The 23,286-nt window shown below is 58.3% G+C and carries 21 protein-coding genes and 1 tRNA gene; 7 read left to right on the top strand and 15 right to left on the bottom strand.

The window, feature by feature from the left end; all coding sequences use genetic code 11:
* Positions 1-14 precede the first annotated feature (14 nt).
* Positions 15-1,448 (bottom strand): NAD(P)-dependent oxidoreductase, encoded by a 1,434-nt coding sequence (locus tag AC2FIS_RS22140; RefSeq protein WP_496775446.1) that lies wholly within the window; start codon positions 1,446-1,448, stop codon positions 15-17.
* A 229-nt stretch (positions 1,449-1,677) separates the two neighbouring features.
* Between AC2FIS_RS22140 and AC2FIS_RS22135 the strand changes: the two genes are divergently transcribed.
* On the top strand, positions 1,678-2,481 hold the full coding sequence (locus AC2FIS_RS22135) for an undecaprenyl-diphosphate phosphatase (protein ID WP_496775443.1): 804 nt from the start codon (positions 1,678-1,680) through the stop codon (positions 2,479-2,481).
* Here the strand turns inward: AC2FIS_RS22135 and AC2FIS_RS22130 are convergent, their stop codons facing one another.
* A complete protein-coding gene (locus AC2FIS_RS22130) occupies positions 2,482-3,465 on the bottom strand; it encodes a complex I NDUFA9 subunit family protein (RefSeq protein WP_496775441.1) in 984 nt (327 codons plus the stop codon).
* Positions 3,466-3,663: 198 nt separating this feature from the next.
* Here AC2FIS_RS22130 and AC2FIS_RS22125 point away from each other — a divergent pair.
* Positions 3,664-3,749, top strand: a tRNA-Leu gene (locus AC2FIS_RS22125).
* A gap of 103 nt (positions 3,750-3,852) precedes the next feature.
* Here the strand turns inward: AC2FIS_RS22125 and AC2FIS_RS22120 are convergent.
* From AC2FIS_RS22120 to AC2FIS_RS22070, 11 genes are all read right to left on the bottom strand, one after another.
* A complete protein-coding gene (locus tag AC2FIS_RS22120; RefSeq protein WP_496775440.1) occupies positions 3,853-4,305 on the bottom strand; it encodes an SRPBCC family protein in 453 nt (150 codons plus the stop codon).
* A 106-nt stretch (positions 4,306-4,411) separates the two neighbouring features.
* Entirely contained in the window at positions 4,412-5,224 is an 813-nt protein-coding gene (locus AC2FIS_RS22115) for an XdhC family protein (protein ID WP_496775438.1), read from the bottom strand.
* A gap of 11 nt (positions 5,225-5,235) precedes the next feature.
* The gene (locus tag AC2FIS_RS22110) at positions 5,236-6,423 is read right to left on the bottom strand and encodes a vWA domain-containing protein (protein ID WP_496775436.1); all 1,188 of its coding nucleotides are present in this window, start codon (positions 6,421-6,423) and stop codon (positions 5,236-5,238) included.
* Positions 6,423-7,289 carry an AAA family ATPase gene (locus AC2FIS_RS22105; protein ID WP_496775434.1) on the bottom strand — a complete coding sequence of 289 codons (867 nt, stop codon included), beginning with the start codon at positions 7,287-7,289 and terminating at the stop codon, positions 6,423-6,425. Before AC2FIS_RS22105 ends, AC2FIS_RS22110 begins: the two co-directional genes overlap by 1 nt.
* A 105-nt stretch (positions 7,290-7,394) precedes the next feature.
* Entirely contained in the window at positions 7,395-9,812 is a 2,418-nt protein-coding gene (locus AC2FIS_RS22100) for an aerobic carbon-monoxide dehydrogenase large subunit (protein ID WP_496775432.1), read from the bottom strand.
* Complete coding sequence (locus AC2FIS_RS22095) at positions 9,809-10,303, bottom strand: (2Fe-2S)-binding protein (protein ID WP_109313028.1); 495 nt, start codon at positions 10,301-10,303, stop codon at positions 9,809-9,811. The genes AC2FIS_RS22100 and AC2FIS_RS22095 overlap by 4 nt, the downstream gene beginning before the upstream one ends.
* Before the next feature lie 14 nt (positions 10,304-10,317).
* Positions 10,318-11,151, bottom strand: a complete 834-nt coding sequence (locus AC2FIS_RS22090; protein WP_282171100.1) for an FAD binding domain-containing protein — start codon at positions 11,149-11,151, stop codon at positions 10,318-10,320.
* Positions 11,152-11,290: 139 nt separating this feature from the next.
* Positions 11,291-12,388 carry an MHYT domain-containing protein gene (locus AC2FIS_RS22085; RefSeq protein ID WP_496775427.1) on the bottom strand — a complete coding sequence of 366 codons (1,098 nt, stop codon included), beginning with the start codon at positions 12,386-12,388 and terminating at the stop codon, positions 11,291-11,293.
* Between the two features lie 142 nt (positions 12,389-12,530).
* Positions 12,531-13,535: an ABC transporter substrate-binding protein gene (locus AC2FIS_RS22080; RefSeq protein ID WP_496775425.1), complete on the bottom strand. Its 1,005-nt coding sequence runs from the start codon at positions 13,533-13,535 to the stop codon at positions 12,531-12,533.
* Positions 13,514-14,881: a sensor histidine kinase gene (locus AC2FIS_RS22075; protein WP_058275187.1), complete on the bottom strand. Its 1,368-nt coding sequence runs from the start codon at positions 14,879-14,881 to the stop codon at positions 13,514-13,516. The genes AC2FIS_RS22080 and AC2FIS_RS22075 overlap by 22 nt, the downstream gene beginning before the upstream one ends.
* Entirely contained in the window at positions 14,871-15,539 is a 669-nt protein-coding gene (locus AC2FIS_RS22070) for a response regulator transcription factor (RefSeq protein ID WP_496775422.1), read from the bottom strand. The genes AC2FIS_RS22075 and AC2FIS_RS22070 overlap by 11 nt, the downstream gene beginning before the upstream one ends.
* A gap of 108 nt (positions 15,540-15,647) precedes the next feature.
* Between AC2FIS_RS22070 and AC2FIS_RS22065 the strand changes: the two genes are divergently transcribed.
* The 5 genes from AC2FIS_RS22065 to AC2FIS_RS22045 all read left to right on the top strand — a co-directional run bounded on the left by AC2FIS_RS22065 (position 15,648) and on the right by AC2FIS_RS22045 (position 20,643).
* Complete coding sequence (locus AC2FIS_RS22065; protein WP_058275185.1) at positions 15,648-16,625, top strand: tripartite tricarboxylate transporter substrate binding protein; 978 nt, start codon at positions 15,648-15,650, stop codon at positions 16,623-16,625.
* 69 nt (positions 16,626-16,694) lie between these two features.
* Positions 16,695-17,177 (top strand): tripartite tricarboxylate transporter TctB family protein, encoded by a 483-nt coding sequence (locus AC2FIS_RS22060; RefSeq protein WP_058275184.1) that lies wholly within the window; start codon positions 16,695-16,697, stop codon positions 17,175-17,177.
* Between the two features lies 1 nt (position 17,178).
* Positions 17,179-18,690 (top strand): tripartite tricarboxylate transporter permease, encoded by a 1,512-nt coding sequence (locus AC2FIS_RS22055; protein ID WP_058275183.1) that lies wholly within the window; start codon positions 17,179-17,181, stop codon positions 18,688-18,690.
* On the top strand, positions 18,680-19,867 hold the full coding sequence (locus tag AC2FIS_RS22050; RefSeq protein ID WP_496775421.1) for a CaiB/BaiF CoA transferase family protein: 1,188 nt from the start codon (positions 18,680-18,682) through the stop codon (positions 19,865-19,867). The genes AC2FIS_RS22055 and AC2FIS_RS22050 overlap by 11 nt, the downstream gene beginning before the upstream one ends.
* Entirely contained in the window at positions 19,864-20,643 is a 780-nt protein-coding gene (locus AC2FIS_RS22045; protein WP_496775419.1) for a citryl-CoA lyase, read from the top strand. The genes AC2FIS_RS22050 and AC2FIS_RS22045 overlap by 4 nt, the downstream gene beginning before the upstream one ends.
* An 8-nt stretch (positions 20,644-20,651) precedes the next feature.
* On the opposite strand, the gene AC2FIS_RS22040 is transcribed toward AC2FIS_RS22045, so the two are convergent.
* Positions 20,652-22,166 carry a heme biosynthesis protein HemY gene (locus AC2FIS_RS22040; protein ID WP_496775418.1) on the bottom strand — a complete coding sequence of 505 codons (1,515 nt, stop codon included), beginning with the start codon at positions 22,164-22,166 and terminating at the stop codon, positions 20,652-20,654.
* 10 nt (positions 22,167-22,176) lie between these two features.
* A partial coding sequence (locus AC2FIS_RS22035; protein ID WP_496775416.1) for a COG4223 family protein occupies positions 22,177-23,286 on the bottom strand: 1,110 nt, incomplete at its 5' end.

The following is a 23,286-nucleotide window of genomic DNA, read 5'->3' as shown; positions in this document are numbered from 1 at the left end:
TCGCTGGGCTAGGGTTATTCGGCTGCGATGGCAGCCTTGGCGTTGAAGCGATCAATAATCGCATCGGCGCAGTCGCGACCATCACGAATGGCCCAGACCACCAAAGAGGCTCCGCGCACGATGTCACCAATGGCAAAGACGCCGTCCATCTCGGTCGCGCCAGTCTCGAACGCTGCCTTGACGGTGCCCCAACGGGTGACGGGCAGGTCGGGCTGGCCGAACAGGGTGGGCAGATCCTCGGGCTCAAAGCCCAGCGCCTTAATCACCAGATCGGCATCTTCGACATAATCCGCGCCTTCGATCACCTCTGGTGCCTGACGGCCGGTCGCATCGGGCTGGCCCAGACGCATCTTCTGCACCATCACGCCTGCGACGGTGTCGTCGCCGGTAAAGCCCTTGGGTGCGCTCAGCCATTCGAACACCACGCCTTCTTCCTCAGCGTTTTGGGTTTCACGCTGCGAACCCGGCATGTTCGCCCGGTCACGGCGATAGAGGCATTTGACCGACGTGGCACCTTGCCGGATCGAGGTCCGCACACAATCCATCGCGGTATCACCGCCACCAATAACGACCACATTCTTGCCTTCGGCATTCAGGCGGCCATTGTCGAAATCTTCGACGTCATCGCCAAAACTTTTGCGGTTCGAGGCGGTCAGGAAATCGATGGCTTTTTCGATTCCAGCCAGACCGCTGCCGGGCATGGACAGATCGCGCGATTTGTACACGCCTGTCGCAATGATCACCGCATCATGCTTGGAGCGAATTTCTTCGAACTTGGCGGCGTCCACATCGCAGTTCAGCACAAACTCGACCCCGCCATCGGCCAGCAGGTCATTTCGACGCTGAACGATGTCTTTTTCCAGCTTAAAGCCGGGAATACCGTACATCAGCAGACCACCTGCGCGATCATAACGATCATAGACGGTGACCTGAATGCCCGTCCGACGCAGCATGTCCGCCGCAGCCAGGCCGCCGGGGCCGCCACCGATGATGCCAACGCTTTCGCTGCGCTCGGCACCCGGAGCGGTGGGTTTCACCCAGCCTTTGTCCCACGCGGTGTCGGTGATGTATTTCTCAATCGTGCCAATGGTGACCGTGCCGTGGCCCGATTGCTCGATCACGCAGTTGCCCTCGCACAGGCGGTCCTGCGGGCAGATTCGGCCACAAATCTCGGGGAATGTGTTGGTGGCCTGACTGGTTTGATAAGCTTCTTCCAGACGACCTGTCGCGGTCAGGTGCAACCAGTCAGGGATATTGTTGTGCAGCGGGCAATGCGACTGACAATATGGAACGCCGCACTGACTGCATCGGCTGGCTTGCTCCTTGGCCTTCTCTGCTGCGAATTCGGCGTAGATTTCATCAAAATCTTCTCTGCGGTCATCGGCGGCACGCTTTTCGGGCATGACGCGGTCGATCTGCACAAATTTCAGCATCGGTTGCTTGGCCACGGGTCAAACTCCATGAATTGGCTTGGTCACGTCTCTTTAAGAGATGCAGGATCGGATGAAAAGTCAACTGTACTGACCTAATTTCGAAATTTGGTGAGAAATTTGGTGGCGATTTGAAATTTAACATGATTTTTAGTTCCGATTCGGACCTATATGCATGCTTTCCTTTTCCACAGCGCACTTATACCCATTGAGCAAACAAGGACGTGACCACAACACGGCGGGGCAGATGGGTCTTTTTCAATTGATTCTCGCGGCGATTATTCAGGGTATCACTGAGTTTTTGCCGATCTCTTCATCTGGCCATTTGATACTGCTACCCAGCCTGACCGGGCTGGACGATCAAGGTCTGGCCATCGACGTGGCCGTGCATGTGGGCACTTTGGGCGCTGTGATTCTGTATTTCTGGTCCGATGTGAAACAGGCCGTCTCCGGACTGCCGCGGGCGTTGATCGGACAGGTCGACACACCACAGGCGCAGCTGGCCATGGGTCTGATCATCGCCACGATTCCCACCGTGATTGTCGGGGCTATCCTGTTCAATACAGGTCTGATCGAGGCGTTTCGGTCAATGGCGGTCATCGGCTGGACAATGCTGGTATTTGGCCTCGTTCTGTATTGGGCCGATCAAAAAGGACCGCAAACCAAACAAGCAAGCGAATGGGGCCTGCGTGATGCGCTGATCATGGGGCTGTGGCAGGTTCTCGCCCTGATACCCGGAACTTCCCGATCAGGCATCACCATCACCGGAGCGCGCCAACTGGGCTACACGCGCGAGGATGGCGCGCGGATCGCGATGTTGATGTCGATCCCGACCATTCTTGCCTCAGGCGTTTTGCTATCGGTCGATGTGATCCGCGAAGCAGACGCCCAATTGGCCCGAGACGGGGCAATAGCGGCATTCTTTGCGTTTATTTCAGCTCTGCTGGCTCTGACCCTGATGATGCGCCTGCTGCGCAGTGTCAGCTTTACACCTTATGTCATCTACCGCGTGATCCTGGGCGCCATCCTGCTTGTAATCGCCTATAGCTGATCAGGTCCGCAGATTGTTGGCCGAGTTCTGGATGTCGTCGTACTGACCCGAAGGGCGGAACTTCCACAGGTAATCCGGCAGCACGGATTCCAGCGTCGCTGGCTCAATCCCAAGATCGGCGAACCCTTTGGCCCCGTCGGACACAACATTGTCGCGACGCAGGTTCTTCAGCTGATCGCGCGTCAGGATGTGGTTCGGGAACAGTTGGAAGCTGACGAACTTCAAGATGTCCAACACGCCCGCCATGATCCGGGCCACAAAGAAGGGCATTCCGATGATCACTCGGCGTCGGTAAATCACATCAAGCATCTGCTGCATCAACGCGCGGAAAGTTTTTACCTCTGGCCCGCCCAGCTCATACACACCGGCTTCAGCTTGGCCCAGGACACCTTGAACTGCGGCCTTGGCCACGTCATCCACATAGACCGGTTGGAACTTGGTTTCAGCTCCGACCAGCGGCAGGAAAGGTCCCATCCGGGTCATCCCGGCAAACCGGTTGAAGAACTGGTCCTCGGTTCCGAAAATGACGGACGGACGCAGGATCGTTGCGTTGGGCATATGGGTCAGTACACCGGCCTCTCCATGCGCCTTGGTTCGCGAATACTGACTGTCGGACTCAGCGTCCGCGCCGATGGCCGAGATATGAACCATCCGAGAAATGCCCTGTTCGGCCGCCAATCGTGCGATCCGCTCGGCCCCATCGGCCTGCACGGCGTCAAAGGCGTTTTTGCCCAACTCGTTCAGAACACCGACGCAATTCACAACCGCGTCTGACCCGTGCATTGCAGCAGCGACCGAGGCATCATCACGGATGTTGCACAAAATGGGTTCGACCTGGCCGACCACACCATAGGGTCTGACAAACATCGCCTCATTCGGACGCCGAACCGCCACACGGACACGCCACCCTTCATTCGCCATGCGCCGCGTAATATACCGGCCGACAAATCCCGATCCGCCATAAATCGTGACCATTTTCGACATGAGAGGGCTCCTGCTTGTGGGTCCTCTATCGATCTAGCGCCCTGAGCCTTGTCAAACAAGGCGCAATAACGCCGCGCGTCAGTGAAAAGACCAACCAATTCAAGCTGAATTTGAATGCGCGAAAAAAACTTTCAAAAATCTTCCCGAATCTGGTTGACCCTCCCTGCCAGTGGGCTTAAACGCCCCTCCAAGACACCTGCCCAGGTGGCGGAATGGTAGACGCGCTAGCTTCAGGTGCTAGTGTCCGTATGGACGTGGAGGTTCGAGTCCTCTCCTGGGCACCAAATTCCTTTAAAATTAAAGCCTTGATGTTCTCTCACCGGAATTGCATTTTCGTGGGATGTGATCTGACGCGGGCCGGTCCATTCACCGGCCCTGTCACGCGCCTTAAGTAACGGATTGTTCTGAAACAACTTCGCCAAAACGGGTAAAGAACTTGCCCGACAGCTTTTTCGCCGTACCAGCGATTAGGCGGCTGCCCAGTTGCGCGATTTTTCCACCAACCTCGACCTTGGCAGTATAAGCCAAAACAGTTTCGTCCCCATCTTCGGTTAGCGTCACGTCTGCACCGCCCTTAGCAAATCCGGCGGCGCCGCCCTTGCCTTCCCCGGTCAAGGAAAACCCGTCCGGTGCATTGGCGGTGTCTAGCGTCACAGCGCCCGCAAACCGGGCTTTGACGGGGCCGATTTTCAAGACCACCTTGGCTTCCAGATCTTCTGGTGAATTTTGGATCAGCTCTTCGCACCCTGGGATGCACTCCTGCAGGATTTTGGGGTTATTCAGAGCCTTGTATACCACATCCCGCGGCGCAGAAATGCGGACTTCGTCACTCAGTTCCATTCAACTTTCCTTTGTTCAACAACATCTTGGATAAACCAGAAGTGCGGTCTCTGTCGCCTCTTCCGGAGTTTGTTCGGGACGCGCGGGCCACAGGGACCTCAGGCGTTTAAGCACGTTTCTCATCATGGGACTCCGTTTTGGATTTGTCACTGTTTCGCCAAAGCACAATTTCTGCCAGGATCGACACGGCGATCTCATGCGGGTCGATCGCGTGGATGTTCAGACCCGCTGGCGATTTAAGGCGAGCAGCTCGTATCGGGTCCAAACCTTGCGCTATCAGTTTGGCCACCAGCGTTTCGGCTTTGCGATGGCTGGCCACCATCGATACACGTTTGGCGTCCGTTTGCAGCGCCGCGGCCAGCGCGGCGGCATCCCTCTGTCCTTGCGAGGCCACGACAACGAAATCCCGCGGCTCGACCCCTAGGTCCTGGACGGAATCCAGAGTGAACCGTTGAAAGTCACCTTCTGTCTCTGACGCATCGCTGAGACACACGCGAAACCCGGCCAGTGCCCCATGGGCTGCCAGTGCCACTGCAATCAGAGACTCGCCAAAAATCACCAATCGCGGTGCATGCTGATACGGCTCGACAAGCAGATCGACAGTACCGCCGGACGGGCAGCCGCTTTTGAACGTCTGAATGCCATCAGGATCGGCCATGTTCACCACCTTTTCCGAAGGTTTGACCCGGATCATTTGCGGCGAACCACTGGCCAACGCCTGCTGGGCCGAGGCCCGGACCGCGCGTTGAACGCAAGCGCCACCCAAATGCCCCAGGATACGCCCGTCTTTCGCAATTGCAGCTTTGCCTCCGGCTTTGGCCGAGGTTGCATCCGCAGTCCGCAACACCGTGGCCACGCAAAAGGCTTCATCAGTTTTGCGCAGCTGCTCAATCGTGTCGAATATGTCGAAGCTTGCCATGTGGGCTCCTTTCACAGCTTACGGAATTGCGGCTCTAGCGCCGCCAGCGCCTCAAGCGTGTTTGCGGGCAGGTGCGCGTCCAGATACGGCTCAGCGGCCTGCATTGCGGCCGCGATAGGCTGGTAGTCGCGCCAGCCCTTCAGCGGGTTCAGCCAGACGATCCGCCGGGCCTTGCGTCGAATCCGGGCCAATACAACGCCCAGCGCTTGCGGGTCCGAGCTGCAATACCCGTCAGACAGGATCAGTACGATGGTCCGACCGTTCAGTGCGCGCGCGCCATATCCATTTAGAAAATGCTCAAGACTGCCTGAGATATCCGTGCCTCCGCCAAACCCTTCAGCCATCAACGACAACCGCCCTGCTGCGCGCAGCGAATCGTGGTCGCGCAACGCATCCGTGACGCGCATCAAGCGCGTATGGAACAGATATGCGTCCGCTTCGGTTCCTGTGCCAATCAAGCCTTTCAGGAAGGCCAGAAAGACGCGCGAATATACCGTCATCGAACCGCTTACATCGCACAGTGCAACGATCCGCATCGGACGCGGTGGGCGGGCGCGACGATACAGGTCCATCGGTTCGCCGCCTCGTGCAAGGCTGGCGCGCTGTATACGGCGCATGTCCAAAGCAGGCCCCCTTAGCGCTTTTTTCCGTCGGCGCGAGCGGCGGTCGCGGATGGCGCGCGCCAGCGCTGTCGCCGCTTGTTCGGCCTGCTTCAGTGCGTCTTCATCCATCAGTTCACGCAAATCCCGACGCGACAGGTTGGCGGTACGGGTCGCAATCAGCTTACCGTCTCTCCCCACGGCCTCCCCGTCGCCCGGATCAGGGGTTGCGTCCTGATCTGAATCGGAACTGGTTTCCTGAATGTCATGGCTTTCTTGCTGCCAGATCATCGGCTTAGCGGATTGCACCCGAACATGCGCGGTTTGCGCCACTCCGATCCGTTGTTTCCCGGCATTTAGCCAATATGCATCGAAAAGATCATCAAACCGTCGCCAGTCTTCCGCATCACCGGCCAGCAAGACACACAGCGCTTGTCTGGCCTGCGGCAAATCCGTCGCCTCGACTTCCGCCAGCACCGCCAATGCATCCCCGGTCTCTGCCGGTCCGACGCGCATCCCGTTCATCCGCAAATGTGCAATGAAACCAAACATGCGATCCGCCAGACCAGAGGCACGAGAAGGGAACCGGGTGACCTGCATCACGCCACCTTTCCAATCAGGCGATCCATCACTTCAGGCGGGGCCGCGTCATAATCGGCTGCGGTTTTCAGAAGACAGACAAGAGTCGCCTGAACCTCTTCGCGGGACTGCGCCATGTCGTTGACACCCAATCCTGAAAGGGCTGCCGCCCAATCCAGCATCTCGGCAATGCCGGGAGTCTTCTCCAAGTCTTCTTTGCGCAAAGCCTGCACGACGCCAACAATCTGGCGCGCCAGCTGCCCTTCAACTTGGGGCATGCGGGCTTTCAGGATCGCCATTTCGGTTTCACGCGATGGGTAGTCGAGGAAACTGTACAGACATCGGCGGCGCAGCGCATCGGACAAATCCCGCGTGCCATTCGCCGTCAGAATAACGATCGGCTTTGAACGCGCCGGGATTGTACCCAGTTCGGGAATTGTGATTTGAAAATCCGAGAGGATTTCCAACAGATACGCCTCGAATTCTTCGTCGGCCCGGTCAATTTCATCAATCAGCAGAACCGGAGGGACATCTTGCGAAATGGCCTCTAACAAAGGTCGTTTCAGCAGATATTCATCTGAGAAAAGCTGCGCTTCGCTCGTTCCACCCTGCGCCTCGCTCGCTCGGATCGCAAGAAGCTGACGCTGATAGTTCCATTCATAAATGGCATGACTGGCATCGAGCCCTTCATAACATTGCAGCCGGATCAACCGGGCGTCCTGCCACGCGGCCAGGGCCTTGGCCACTTCAGTCTTTCCAACGCCAGCAGGACCTTCCAACAACAATGGCCGCCCAAGGTGCTGTGCCAAATGCAGCGCCATCGACAACCGGTCATCGGAAACATAACCCTGCGCAGCCAATCCGTTCTGAACATCACTCAAAGTCAAAACCAGGATCCAATCTTCATCTGGCCAAAAATATCCTGGGGGAGGTTCGGAGGGGGTAGAACCCCCTCCGTTCGGTCGGACCGGCAAAAGCCGGTTCGAAACCGTTTACCCGTGCATCCCCAACCCGTTGGCGATCTTCCAGATCCGCCAATGATCATGCGGCATATGGCTTTGCACCAACCCAAAGGGCCGGAACGCATCATGCACCGCGTTCGAGAACGCGGGCACACCGCCCACATTCGGGCTTTCACCCACACCTTTTGCACCGATCGGGTGGTGCGGAGATGGCGTGACCGTGTGATCGGTGGTGTAGTTCGGAGTCTCCCATGCGGTCGGCAGGAAGAAATCCATCAGCGTCGCGGTCTTCATATTGCCCATCTCATCATAGGCAATCTCCTGCCCCATCGCGATGGCCAGCGCTTCGGTCACCCCACCATGGACCTGCCCTTCGATGATCATCGGGTTGATCCGCGTGCCGCAATCGTCCAACGCATAGAACTGCCGAACATCCCATTCACCGGTATCCACATCGATCTCCATGACACAGATATAGGCCCCGAACGGGTAAGTCATATTTGGCGGGTCATAGTAGCTGACGGCCTCCAGACCGGGCTCCAGCCCCGGAATCGCCTGGTTGTAGGCGGCAAAAGCGATCTCTTTCATGGTCTTGAACCGCTCAGGCGCGCCTTTGACGGCAAACCGATCGACATCCCACTCGACATCATTGTCATGGACCTCGAGCAGATAGGCCGCGATCATCTGCGCCTTGGCGCGGATTTTGCGCGCGGCCATGGCTGTCGCAGCCCCGGCAACCGGCGTCGACCGAGACCCATAGGTGCCAAGCCCGTACGGTGCAGTATCAGTATCGCCTTCTTCCAACGTGATATCGTCCGCAGGAAGCCCGATCTCACTGGCTATGATTTGGGCAAAGGTCGTTGCGTGGCCCTGACCCTGACTGATCGTCCCCAGCCGCGCGATGGCAGAGCCAGTCGGGTGGATGCGAATCTCGCACGAGTCGAACATACCCAGCCCGAGGATATCGCAGTTCTTGACCGGTCCGGCGCCGACGATTTCGGTGAAATGCGTCAGACCTATCCCCAACAATTTGCGAGTTTTTCCAGCCTTGAAATCCTCGATCCGTTGCGCCTGCTCGGCCCGCAGGCCTTCATAGTCGACGGCCTTCAGCGCCTTGTCCCACGCGGTGTGATAATCGCCCGAGTCATACTCCCAGCCCAGCGCGGACTGATACGGGAACTGATCTTTGCGGATAAAGTTGATCCGACGCAGTTCGGCCGCGTCCATGTTCAGCTTGATGGCCAGAACCTCGATCATACGTTCGATGAAATAGGCAGCCTCGGTCACCCGGAAGGAACACCGATAGGCCACACCGCCCGGGGCCTTATTAGTATAGACCCCGTCCACAGCCAGATAAGCAGTGGGGATGTCATAAGACCCGGTGCAGATGTTCATGAACCCTGCCGGGAATTTGGTCGGATCGGCACAGGCATCAAACCCGCCGTGATCCGCTGTCGTATGGCACCACAAGCCGGTGATCTTGCCGTCTTTCGTGGCAGCTATCTTGCCTTGCATCCAGTAGTCGCGGGCAAAGGCGGTGGACATCAAATTTTCCATCCGGTTCTCGACCCATTTCACTGGCTGGCCGGTGACAATCGAGGCGACAACCGAGCAGACATAGCCCGCATAGGCGCCAACCTTATTGCCAAAGCCACCACCGATATCAGGACTGATCACCCGGATATTGTGCTCGGCCAGACCCGAGATCAGCGATACAACGGTGCGGATCGCGTGCGGGGCCTGGAACGTGCCATAGAGCGTCAGTTTGCCGGTCACCTTATCCATCGAGGCAACACAGCCGCATGTCTCCAGCGGGCATGGGTGGGTCCGATGGTAATAAACCATCTCCTCGGCCACGACATCTGCCTCACCCAGAACAGCCTCGGTCGCGTCCTTGTCGCCCTGTTCCCAAGTGAAGATATGGTTGTGATGCTTGCGCGGCCCATGTGCGCCCTCTGTCTGACCCGCAAGGTCTTCGCGCAGGACAACATCTGATTTCAGCGCCTTGAACGGGTCGGTCAGAACGGGCAGCTCTTCATAGTCAACTTCGACCAGCTCGGCCGCATCCGCCGCGATATACCGATTTTCAGCGACGACATAAGCAACTTCCTGGCCCTGGAACAGAACCTTGCCATCGGCCAGCACCATTTGCTTGTCGCCCGCCAACGTCGGCATCCAATGCAACCCCAATGGCGCAAGGTCTTCGGCGGTCAGAACGGCAACAACGCCAGGTATCGCCAGCGCAGCCTCTTTGTTCACGCTGACGACGCGGGCATGGGCATAGGGAGAGCGGACAAAGGCGCCAAACAGCATCCCGTCCATCTTGATGTCATCGACGTAGTTGCCCTTGCCTTGGGTAAAGCGCACATCTTCGACGCGCTTGCGCGAACTGCCCATCCCTTTGAGGTTGGCGACGCGTTCTTCGGGGGTCAGAGTCTGGTCGTTCATTCCGCAGCCTCCTTCTGAGCGTTTAGCATGTCGGCAGATGCCGCGATCGCCTTGACGATGTTCTGATATCCGGTGCAGCGGCACAGGTTGCCGGACATGCCAAAGCGGATGTCTTCCTCGGTCGGGTTCGGGTTTTCTTGCAGAAGACGATGCGCGCGGGTGATCATGCCCGGCGTGCAAAAGCCGCATTGCAGCCCGTGATGTTCGCGGAACATCTCTTGCAGAACCCCGAGACTGCCGTCGTCATTGGTCAGCCCTTCGACAGTAGTGATATCGGCCCCGTTCACCTGTGCCACAAAGGTCGTACAGGACTTGACGGACTTGCCGTCGATATCCACGGTACAGGCCCCGCAATGGCTGGTTTCGCACCCGATATGCGGGCCTGTGATTTTCAAATCTTCCCGCAGGAAATGGATCAACAGCGTGCGCGGCTCGGCCAGGCCTTCGACCTGCTTGCCGTTCACGGTGAGTTTTACGTGCATTTTTGACATCGTTGTTCCTCCCCTCAACCCGCGCGGCTTTGCGCGCGTTCGATGGCGCGGCGCAGCATCACAGCGGCCACGTGTTTCTTGAATTCGACGGGGCCACGATTGTCGGCCACCGGGTCGATGGCTTCGAGCATCGCGGCGACACAACCGCTGACATCCCCATCCGCCAGCGCATTGCTTGCGCTTTCAGACCAGACGGGTGTGTCCGCCAGATTGGTCATCGCGACCGAGGCCTGACCATTGCCAACCATCACCGCAGCTGCCGCTGTCGCATAATCACCGATCTTGCGTTTCTGCTTTTCATAGGCCTGACCCACACCCGCGCCCGGCACCGGGATCGAAATCCGGGTCAGGATTTCCTCATCGTCACGCGCAGTGAAGTAAGCGGCCTCATAAAACTCACGCGCAGCGACACTGCGGCGACCATCGGGACCAGACAGTTCGAACGTCGCGTTCAGGCATTGCATCAACCCCGGCATATCATTGCCCGGATCACCATTGGCGACATTCCCACCAACAGTTCCCACATATCGCACCTGAGGATCCGCAATCTGCAGCGCGGCTTCTCGGATCAACGGAATGGCTGTAGCCAAGCCGTCATGAGTGATCAGCTCATGCTGGGTCACCATTGCGCCCAGCGAAACCGTGTCGGCACCAACCTCGATGCCTTTCAGCTCCTCGATAGCTTGCAGATCGACTAGGTGGCCCATTTCGGCCATGCGCAGCTTCATCATCGGGATCAGGCTGTGCCCGCCCGCGATCACGCGCGCCTCATCTCCGTGTTCCTGCAAAATGCCAATGGCCGAGGCGATATCGCCTGGCCGGTGATACTCAAAACCGGCTGGTATCATGTTTTTCCTCCCTGGGTCCAAGCGGTATGCCTTGGGGGACCTGCGGTAAGGAAAGAACGCTGAAGCCATCCGTTCCAGCCAGTGGAAACGGAGAGCGCAGCTTATTTCACGAAATGCGAATGCGCTGCACGAGCTGCGATCAAAGGCCCAGCGCCTCGCGAATGTCCGTCAGGCGGGATCGACTAACCGGCACCTTGGCTAGCGCATCGACACCATCGAAATAGCAGGTGCCGTTGTCCTTGTGCCTCTCGAACCGCGAGACCTGTTTGGGGTTCACCAGATAACTGCGATGAGCCCGCAAAAACCCGTCAGGCGCCAGGCGCGATTCAGCTTCGGTAATGGACCACGGGCAAAACAGTTTCTCGGCGTTCATATAGAGAACGGTGTAGTGCCCTTCGGCCCGGATGGCTGCGATATTGGAAGGCTGGGCGAAAAAGGTTTGTCCTTCCCGCTCAAATGGAACCCCGGCCCGCAATGTGGGCTCTGGCTCCCGGGCAGGCTCCGGCGCGCTGGGCGATATCTCTGCTGCCGCAGGTTCGATGAAGGTGATGCCCGTTAGCAGGAATGCACCACAGATCAGGAACACGGAAACCGTGACCCCCATCGCCAGCACCTGATTGTTTAGCGCAGGTCCGGCGCGACCGGCGGTATCGCTTGCGACAAAATCAGTCAGGCCGGTGGCGACGAAATGCATGGTGAAGACCGCCAACCCGAAACACACCGTTCCCAGCAGAATATTGCGCTGCGTTCGGTTGTCATAGGCAACCCAGATTGCCAGCACCGACAAAACGACCGAGGCCAGGGTCGAAATCACCACGTCCCAAAGATTGTAAACGGGGCGGCACAGCTCCATCCCGGCCATGCCGACGTAGTGCATAACAACAATCCCCAGACCCACGATCACGCCCGCACCGACAATTGTTCCCATCGTGCGGGGGCGGAAATGCAGTATCAGCAGCGCAAGGCCAACCATCAGGATCGCGACCAGCGCTGAGATCAGAGTGATCAAAGCATCGTAGTAAAACAGGATCGGCAGTTGCAGGCCCAGCATGGCCACGAAATGCATCGACCAGATGCCACCGCCCAGAATGATCGCAGCCAACGCCACGACCAGTTTGCGTTTCTGATCGTCCAGTTTTGAGGCCCCATGCGTCAGATAAAGCCCGGTGAATCCGGCCATCATCGCAACAGCCAGAGACGCCGCCACAAGCCAAGCGTTATGAGAATAGTCCAACATTTGGATTTACACGCCCTCCCCGACGCGTGGGTGACGTTAGCAAACGGAATTGATTGCGACAATTGATGTTGGAAAGGAATTCCAACAGCATCGGTGCCGGTTTCGGTTTCTACCGACCCGGCAGGCTTAGGTGGCGGTCTTATTACTGAATAACGGCATCTTCCCAAGCGGAAAGGAACTTTGTTCGTTTCAACCCGTCAAGAAAGGTCAGTAACGCAGGATCAAGACCGATTGTCTCGCGCCCGTCAGAACCATCACTCGGCTGCAAAAGAGGAAGCGGGCTGGCCTCTTCGGCCACTGCTGGCCGCTCAGTTACGAGGTAACGTAGCAGCAACTCGGCTGCTTTGGGTTCTGGCGTGGCTTTCGAAACCATCGCTGTGCGCATCATAATTGTTTGAAAATCAGACGGTAACACGACCTCAAGGGCGTCTTTGCCCTCGGTGCGGACGGCGGCGTAACTGCCCAGAACATTGTAAGCAACCAGGATCGAGCCATCCGCTAGGTCATTGATCATTTCGCCCGAGCAGCAATAGAGCCGCACATCCAGGCCGCCCATAACCTCCATCAAGCGCCAATACGTCTCAGACGCGCGCGCATCCTGGGTTGCAAACAGATATCCCAGACCAGATTGGCGCACGTCATAGGTGCCAACTTTGCCCCGAAATTCTTCAGGTCGTTTGCGCAATGCCTCGATCAGGCTTTGCCGGGTCTGGGGGATGGGCTGCCCTTCAAACGCGGTTCGGTTTATCACGATTGTCGCGGGTTCCGAGGTGAATGCGAAAAGGCTGTGGTGCCATTGCGCCCAGTGCGGGACGGGCACATCGTCGATAGACAGGGCAAAGCCGTCATTTGCCAGTTTCAACTGCAGGTCCATCGCGCTGGAGATGATCACGTCGAAGGCATCGGGCGTTGCGCGGACACGACGGTTGATGTCGGCGGTTCCCGAAACGAGGTATTCGACACTAATCCGGGGGTTCTCCGCAACAAACCCCTCGATCACCGGCGCGAACAAAACAGTATCGGTGCTGGAAATCACCCGAAGGCGCGGACCTTCGGCGCTTTCATTAAAGACCAGACGGTCTTCCCAATCGTCGGCCCATCCGAGGCAGGGAGCCACCAACAAAACTAGAGCGATAAGATAACGCATGCGCCCCCCTTTGACCGGTTCTTTAGGATCAATGCGCCCCCATGCGCCGTTGCCACATCCTGTGCGATCGTCAACCCCAGACCGGACCCGATGGTCCCAACCGCGTTCTGTCCGCGTTCGAACCGTCGCGTCAGCGTGTCGATTTCATCAGGCGGAAAGCCTGGACCCGAGTCGCGCACCTGAATCTGGGGTTCGGGATGTGCAATGATCGTGATCTCAACAGCGCTGTCAGATGGTGCGTATTTCATCGCGTTATCGACCATATTTCGCACAGCATTTTGGATCAGGATCGAGTCGCCCGAGTAAGGAACCGAGGGCTCACCCGACAATGAAAGCGTCAGCTCCTTCATTTCGGCAATCGGGATCAGGCGCTGCACCAGATCGCGGATCAGTACGACCAAATCAATCTCTTCCCGTTCCAGATGATCCGCTCGGAAGGTGATCATCGCGTGATCCAGCAACTGCCCTGCCGCGCGCGAGCTTTCGTCGATGGCACGTACCATGGCCTTCAAGGCTTCGCGGTTGTCTTCCCGTTCCACGCGGTGAAGGGTCGCCTCGGCATAAGACCTGACGGTGGCAAGCGGCGTTCGCACCCGGTGCGCGGCTTCGGCGATAAAGTCCTCGGATTGGCTAAGCGATTGGTCCAGACGACCCATGAGCGAATTCAGCGACGTCACCAGCGGCGCCATCTCTTTTGGCACGGGTTTCTTGAACGGGCTTAGATCCTGCGGACCTCTGCGTGTGACCGAGGTCGTCAGTTTGTTCAACTGGCCGATCGTTGATGATGTCACCCAGAATGACAGCGCGGCGGTCAGCAGAAAGAACCCGATCCCCAAATACGCTGCATTGCGTGAAATCTGATCCAGCGTGTCGGATAACGCGTCCTGCGTTTGCCCCAACGCGACCTCAATCTCGGTCTGGCGGCCCAAACCGACCAGCGTTCGGCTGGCGCTGACCTGTCGGACACGCTCGCCGCGGACCTGACCGGTTTGAAAGGCCCACCTGCCTTCAATCGGGCCGTCTGCGAGGCTCAGATCCTCATATCCGGACAAGAATTCTCCATCCTGATAAATGGCATAGAACACCCGGTCATCCGACGGCGTGCTGAGCATGGAAAACGCGGCATAGGGGATGTCCACCTCTAGGTGACCATCCCTAAGCGCTGCGGCATCAAGGATCGACGAGACGGACGCCCCCAATATATCGTCCTGTCCCTGTTGGGCGACTTTTGCGGCATAACTGCGCACCGTCAGGAACAATAGGATCGCCAGGACCGCCGCTCCGCCGATCAGCGTCAACACCAGCCTATTTCTTAGTGATCCCGAAACAGTTGGGCTAGTCGTCATGATCCAACCTGTATCCCAGCCCGCGCAACGTAGTGATTTTCATGCCGGATTTTTCAAGATGCTTGCGCAGGCGTCCGACATAGACCTCAATCGCGTTGTCCGACACGTTGTCATCATAAGAAAACAACCTGTCCGCCAGCTTCTGCTTGGAAAACACCTGACCCGGCGCGTTTATGAACAGCTCGATCATTCTCAACTCGCGATTGCGTAGGGAGAGCGTGACACCATCGACGGTCAAATGACCAGCAACTGGATCAAAGATAATTCCACCAACTTCAATCGTCGACTTCGCGCTTCCGGACTTCCGACGCAGAACGGCGCGGCAGCGGGCCTCAAGTTCAGCATGATCGAAAGGCTTGGTGACGTAGTCATCCGCCCCCAGATCAAGCGAACCGATTCGATCCGAAACCTGACTGCGCGCGGTCAGAACGATCACCGGCGTGTCCAAACGGCTTGCGCGGTGTTGCCTTAGGAACTCGCGGCCATCCCCATCGGGCAACATGATATCCAGCAGGATAAGGTCGTATTCTTCGGTCGCAACAAAGGCGCGCGCATCCTCTAAATTTGCTGCGTGATCAACGACATGGCCATCCAGCTGCATGCGGGACCTGATCGCATTCGCGAGGTCGAGATTGTCTTCGACAAGCAGAAATTTCATGGGCGGCAGACAGTTTCTCTTCACATGACAGGTTGATGTCAGGTTGGCGTGTTTAGGTGCAGGATAATCTGTGCCGCTGAGCGGCCAGTTGTCAAATGGGAGGACATAATGACAACATTTAACCTGGGCCGTCGGGCCCTGATCGCAGCTGTTGCAGCAATTGGTCTGGTTGGACCTGCCGCATCCGAAGAAGTCGTCGACAGCATCCACTTTCTGATCCCCGGCGGCGCCGGCGGTGGCTGGGACGGTACCGCCCGCGGAACTGGCGAGGCCCTGACCAATGCTGGTCTGGTCGGTACAGCGTCTTATGAGAACATGTCGGGCGGCGGCGGCGGTAAAGCCATCGGCTTCCTGATTGAAAACGCCGACAGCAACCACGGCACGCTGATGGTCAACTCAACGCCTATCGTGATCCGCTCGCTGACCGGTGTGTTCCCGCATAACTTCCGTGACCTGACACTGGTCTCGGGCACAATCGGCGACTACGCAGCGATTGTTGTAGGCAAAGATAGCCCGATCAACTCGATGGCGGACCTGCTGGCGGCTTATGACGCGGATCCGGGCGCAACCGCGATCGGTGGCGGCTCGGTTCCTGGCGGCATGGACCATCTGGTTGCCGCAATGGTCATGGAAGCTGCAGGCAAGGATGCGTTGGGCGTGAAGTACATCCCTTATGACGCGGGCGGTAAAGCTATGGCTGCCTTGCTGTCGGGTGAGATCGCCGCACTGTCGACCGGTTTCTCCGAAGCCGTCGATCTGGCCAACGCGGGTGAGGTTAAAATCATCGGTGTGACCGCAGAGGAACGCGTTGATGCAGCACCTGACGCACAGACCATGAAAGAACAGGGCATCGACACCACTTTCGTGAACTGGCGTGGATTCTTTGCTGCCCCCGGCCTGCCCGAGGACAAGCTGGCTGCCTATCAGCAAGCCATCGCCAAGATGTACGACACGCCCGAATGGGAAGAGGTTCGTGCCCGTAACGGTTGGGTCAACATCCACAACTCGGGTGCCGATTTCGAAGCGTTTCTGGAAGGCCAGGAACAGCAGATCAGCGACCTGATGAAGAAGCTGGGCTTTCTCTAAAGCAATCTACGGCAGAGCGTTTGGTCGCTCTGCCGTCCCAAAAAACCAAGATACAGGGGAGGGGACGTTATGGCGCTGGATCGCTGGATCGCGCTTATTTTATTGGGTGTTTGCCTAACGTATGGGTACACCGCCTGGTTCACGATGGACGGAAGTCTTCCTCCTTTCATGCAGAGAAATCCGATCTGGCCCAGCACATTTCCAAAGGTGCTGTCTATTCTAGGCGTGGTCGCGTGTTCGATCATCCTGCTTGGCTTTGAAAAGAGCGAGGTCAAAGAGGCCGATATCGATTACCGCAGACTTGGGGAATATCATCTGGGTCAGGCAATTTCTCTTCTGGTGCTCATGGTTGTCTATGCCCTGTGCCTGCGCCCGGTCGGTTTTCTGATCGCGACATCCAGTTTTTTGATCCTTGGGTCTTTCATTCTGGGTGAACGCAAGTGGCACATCATGCTGCCCGTGGCGTTCGTTGCTACCGGATCCGTCTGGTATCTGGTTCAGGAAGTTCTTGGAATTTACATGCGCCCCCTGCCGGGCGTGTTCGGAGGCTGACATGCTAGAAGGACTTCTGATCGGCCTGCAAACGGCATTCTCAATTCAAAACCTGCTGATGGTCGTAGCCGGATGCCTGATCGGCACGTTTATCGGCATGCTTCCGGGTCTGGGCCCGATGTCGATCATCGCGATCATGATCCCGGTTGCGATCTCGATGGGCGATCCATCCGCCGCACTGATCCTTTTGGCGGGTGTTTACTATGGTGCGATCTTCGGCGGCTCGACCTCGTCCATTCTGCTGAATGCGCCGGGGGTCGCGGGGACCGTGGCCTCAAGCTTTGACGGTTACCCAATGGCCCGGCAGGGCAAGGCGGGCAAGGCCCTGACCATCGCCGCAATTGCCAGTTTCGCAGGCGGTACGATCGGTGCCATTTTGCTGATGGTCTTTGCTCCGGCACTGTCTTCGGTCGCTTTGCTGTTCCATTCAGCCGAATACTTCGCACTGATGGTGGTAGGTCTTTCGGCCATCGCAGCCTTTGCCGGTTCGGGGCAAGTGGCCAAGGCCATCATCATGACGACCATGGGATTGATCATGGCCACCGTCGGAGAGGGGGCGCTGTTCAATCTTCCGCGTTTCACAATGGGCATCATGGACCTGCAATCCGGGTTTGGCTTCATCACCCTGGCTATGGCGATGTTCGCCTTGCCCGAGGCGTTGTTCCTGGTGCTTAAACCCAAAGACCTGAAAGGGGATGACGGCAAGATCAAGGATCTGCGCATTACCAAGGCCGAGGCAAAGGCCATCACCCCGGTCATCGGCCGTCAATCGGTGCAGGGCTTCTTTATCGGCGTCCTGCCCGGCGCGGGCGCGACCATTGCAAGTTTCCTCGGCTATGCGGTGGAACGGAACATTGCCCCCAAGGATGAGCAGGAGGAATTCGGCAAAGGCTCGATCAAAGGTCTGGCCGCGCCTGAATCAGCGAATAATGCGGCTTGCACCGGATCTTTCGTGCCGCTGCTGACACTGGGCATTCCCGGTTCCGGAACGACCGCGATCCTGCTGGGTGCCTTGATTGCCCTGAACGTCACCCCGGGCCCGCGTCTTATGCTGGATGAACCTCAGATCTTCTGGGCGGTGATCATGTCGATGTTCATCGGTAACCTCGTCCTGCTGATCCTGAACCTGCCGCTGATCCCCTACATCGCCAAGGTGCTGGCCGTTCCGCGCAACTATTTGATCCCGTTCATTTTGTTCTTCACACTGATGGGGGCCTATATCGGGCAGAACAATGCCACCGAATTGCTGATCCTGGTGGGTTTCGGCGTATGCGCAACGGCCTTGAAGTTCGCTGACTATCCGCTGGCACCCCTGCTGATCGGGTTCATCCTTGGCGGCATGATGGAGGATAACTTTTCGCGCTCGATGCAGCTGTATGATGGCATCGCGTTTATCTGGGAACGTCCGATGACCTTGGGACTGCTTGCCATTGCGGTCCTGCTGGTTCTGCTGCCCAGCTACCGCGCACGTCGTGCACGGGCACGGGCCGCTGGTGTGGCTGATGGGGACTGAACCACTCAGGGGTGTTCGGGTTCTTGATCTGACAAACGTGCTTGCTGGCCCGTATTGTTGTTACCAACTGGCCCTTATGGGGGCCGAGGTGATCAAGGTCGAACGCCCCAATAGCGGTGATCTGGCCCGTGTATTGGGGGCTGACCCTGACCGGAACAAGGCCGGTATGGGGGTCAGTTTTCTGGCGCAGAACGCGCAGAAGAAATCGGTCACGCTGGATATGAAATCCAGTCGGGGCAAGGCTCTGCTAAAGCAGCTTGTGAAAACGGCGGATGTTCTGGTTGAAAACTTCCGGCCCGGCGTGATGGATCGGTTGGGTCTGGGGTATGACGTTCTGCGTAACGAAAACTCTACCTTGATCTATTGTGCAATAAGCGGGTTCGGGCAGGACGGTCCGCGCCGCGATGACCCTGCCTATGACCAGATCGTTCAGGGGATCAGCGGGGTCATGTCGATCACCGGCGCACCAGACACCGCACCCTATCGCGTTGGCTATCCGTTGGCTGATACGGTTGGGGGGCTGACAGCCGCCTTCGCAATCGGCGCTGCGTTGAACGCAAAGCCGCGCGGTGCGTTTCTGGATATTGCCATGTCCGAGGCCGTGATCTCGACCATGGGCTGGGTTGTGTCCAACTACCTTGTCGGTGGTGTGATGCCCGGCGCGCATGGCAATGAAAACACAACCTCGGCGCCGTCCGGTACCTTCGCCACATCCGACAGCCCGATCAACATCGCCGCCAATCGTGATGAACAATGGCAAGCCCTCACCCGGCATCTTGGCCGCGAGGACTTGCTGGATGACCCCGATTACGCGACGCGCGAAGATCGCAAACGAAACCGCCACGCTTTGCGGGATGTGCTCGAGAAGTCCCTGAAATTGCGCCCCGCGAGCGAGTGGGTCAGCGAATTGAATGGCTTGGGCGTACCCACGGGGCAAGTGCTGACAGTCCCCGAGGCGTTGGCGGACGAACAACTCTCTGACCGGGGGCTGATTGGATCTCTGCACGTGCATGGTGAGGACATGCAGCTGGCAGGCAGCCCCGTGGTGATGGACGGGCAGCGAAATATGCCAAAAGTCTCACCGCCGGAATTGGGCGCGGACAACGATTCAATCTGGTCCGAACTTGGCTTGTCACCGGATGAGATCAAGGAGCTGGCCAAGGATGGTGTGATATGAGCGATGTTTCCGACTGGTGGAGCACATCCATCATTGACATGGAACCCGGGCGCATCGCCCTGCGCGGTGAACCCATCGAGGACCTGATCGGCAACCTCAGTTTCGCTGAAATGATCTGGTTTCTGGTTCGCGGCAGCCGCCCGTTACCCGCGCAGGCAAATCTGTTCGAAGCGGCCCTGGTCGCCGCCGTGGACCATGGACCGCAGGCACCTTCTATTGCGACGGCCCGGATGGCTGTGACCTGCGGTTTGCCTTTAAACAACGCAATGGCCAGCGCGGTGAACATGCTGGGCGACATCCACGGCGGCGCCGGTGAGCAGGCGGTTGAGCTGTATCACTTTGCCGGGTCCCACTCGGGCGGGATCGGTGCAGCGATTGACGACTGGATCGACGACCACGGAAAGATACTGCCGGGTTTCGGCCACCGGTTTCACACACCGACCGACCCACGCGCACCGCGACTGATGGCTCTGGTCGCTGAGGCAGTAGAACGCGGCGCGTGTGACGGACGTTTCAGGAAAATCGCATTGGATATCGAGGCAGAGCTTGCACGCCGCAAAGGCAAACCCGTCCCGATGAACATCGACGGGGCCACGGCTGTCATCTACGCAGAGCTTGGGTTCGAACCACCGCTTGCGCGTGGTTTGTTTTGCCTGTCCCGGTCAGTCGGCATACTGGCACATGCGTGGGAGCAAATGCAGCAAGGTGGCCGCAACAAAGGCCCCACACCTCCGACGTACCGCTGGACTTATGTCAGGAACTCGCCTGAGGAATAGCGAGCGCGTCAGGCCTGTTTCTCGACCACGGGTTCGACGTCGGGGCGGACTGGTTCCACATCCAATTCGATGATCTCGGGATCAACCGGTTCCTCGACGTCTTCCACTTCAACCTTGACCTCAGCTTCCGGCTCGCTGCTGTCTTCCAACGCACCAACGATCAGAGGCAGCATATGAACACCCGTCGCGCTTGCGATTTCCGGCGTTTGCGGTGTTTGCCAGCTGAGCGTGTCAAAGCTGCTGCAGTTCTGACAGACCGGAGCCCACTCCGGCTGGATGTCATGACAATTGTCGCAGACCCATTGTGGCCCGCGCGGTGCAGTCAGCGCCTTGGCCAGCCAACCCTGTACCACCGCGTCCGAGGACCCCTCGCCCCGTTCAATGGCGGCCATCAACGTGTAACCGCGCGCATCCGCCTGCTTTTCGACCACATCGCCCAGTGCGCGACGCGCCTCGGGGAAGTCTTCGGCCACGATGTTCAGCTCCGCCAAAATCAGACGGGTTTCCATATTCTCAGGGTGAATGCGGGTCAGCGCAGTAAAGCGTTTGATCCGTTCATGTGGCGTTTCATCCGGCGCAATCTCGGCAAAGACATGGGCCAGGTCGGGGTGCGGCTGCACCTCCCACGCCTTTTTCACGATTTTGGTCGCATTGCGCGGTTTGCCTTTTTCGATGTAAGCGCGCGCTGCCATTGCGGCCGCAGGCACCAGATCAGGAGACAGGCGGTTCGCCTCAATCGCGCGCTCTTGCTGTTCGACCGTGGCGTTCTCGTCCAGAATTCCCTTTGCCTCGGACAGGGCCAGCACAGCATCGCGGCGCTTGAACACGTCGCGCGGCAGGTGGCCGGATTTCAACTTGGCAGTCAATGTCGACCGCGCGCCTGCCCAATCTTGCGCCTTGGTCTGCAGACCCAGCAGAATGTCCTGTGTTTCCAGATGGCGCGGCTTCATGGCCAAGGCTTTTTCGGCCAGTTTGCGGGCGGTTTCGTCATCCCCTTCGGCCAGTTTCTGTTTCATGATACCGCGCACACCGACAAAGCGGGTTGCATTGTCCGTCACCAGCTTTTTGTAGGTGTCAGCCGCCTTTTGGGTATCGCCGTTCATCTCGGCGGCCTGGGCCACCAGCAGGTTGGTCAGCTCGGGTTTGTTCAAAAGCCGTTCCGCCTTGGTGGCCTTGTTCAAAGCCACGCGCCCTTCACCCGAGGCCAGCGCCATCAGACCATCGGACAATGCTTGATACCCGCGCTGCTCGCGACTGCGGTCGAAATAGCGCGACAGGGCGGTTTCGTCTCCGTTGAGGAACTTCAGCGTGGCGATCAATAGGGTCAGCAGCTTGAACAAAAGCCAAACTGCAAAAACCAGAACACCCAGCGCGATGACCGATTGCAACGGCCCTAGAGTATACTCCGTCCCGCCGGCTGTGATCTGTACACCACCGCTGGTTTCCATAAGGGAACCCGCACCCACGGCCAGAAGACCGATAATCGCAACAAAAACTAAAATCTTAAACAGTGACCACAGCATGGCAGGTCCTTCAGTTCGAGTTCACGCTAGGCTGAAGCGCATTGGCGGCATCCACTGCGGAAACCCGCGCCTGGGCTGCCTGCTCCCAATCAGCCATAGCTGCCTGCGCCGCTTCGGGCAGGGATTTAAGTTCGGTCAGGGCCGCCGAGACGTCGCCACTGGACAGAGCCGACTCGGCGCGCGACAGGATCGCATCCGGGCCATCGCCATCTTGTGGGGTGACCGAACGTGCCCCGGTCTGTCGCTGCAGGAACGCCACCAGCCCGGTGGCTTTGTCCGCATCCCGTGCCTCGGCCAACGCGGCTCGCGCAGCGGGTGAGAACGATGCCCGCAAGGCCGACACGCTTGCAACGCCCTTGTCCGCAGTACCGGCAAGCGCCTCTGACACCTCAACGCCGCCAGCCTTCAATTCCGCAACAAGGTCTGCGTAAGGCTGACCAGCATCCAGTTGACCGTGTAGGCGTGAGAGGATCGCCGCGTTTGTCGCCGCCAGAGCCTCAGCCGAGGCTTTCGCCTCTAGCGCTTGTGCGTCCGACACCATCTTTTCCACTTCGGCCCGCTGCGCCGCCAGTGAGTCCTGCAGTTTTTTCAGTTCGGCCTCAAAGGCTGCCGAGGCCTCGGGGGACGCGCCTTGGGTCAGCGCGTCGCTTTCAATTTTACTTAGGCGGCTGGCCAAAGGATCAATCTTGCCCGCCAGCTCATCGACACTGGATTTGAGCGTATCTAGGTCGGAGGTGATCGGTGTCACCTGATCGGTCAGCGCTGCAATCTTGCTGTCGACGCCAGATGTGTCGGACAGGGATTTGGTCAGCGCCTCGATCTGAGTGGACTGATCGTTGAGCTTCGCCTCAAGCGTCGTAAGCGCATCTGTATCACCAGATCCGAACAAGCCCGCGCTGCCAGCTGCAAATCCGATTCCCGCCGCGATCACACCGCCGAGCAAAGCGGGGACGAATCCACTGCGTTTTTCTTCCTGCTGCGGCTCTTCACGATGCGCTTCTTTCGGCGGCGCGGAGTTCTCTTCCTGGGTCAGTTCCACAGCCGCTTCGGCTTCGGCTTCGGCTTCGGCTTCGGCTTCGGCTTCGGCTTCGGCTTCGGCTTCGGCTTCGGCTTCGGCTTC

Source organism: Ruegeria sp. CDSB113 (assembly GCF_059611045.1).
This window is presented reverse-complemented; position numbering and strand designations above follow the sequence as displayed.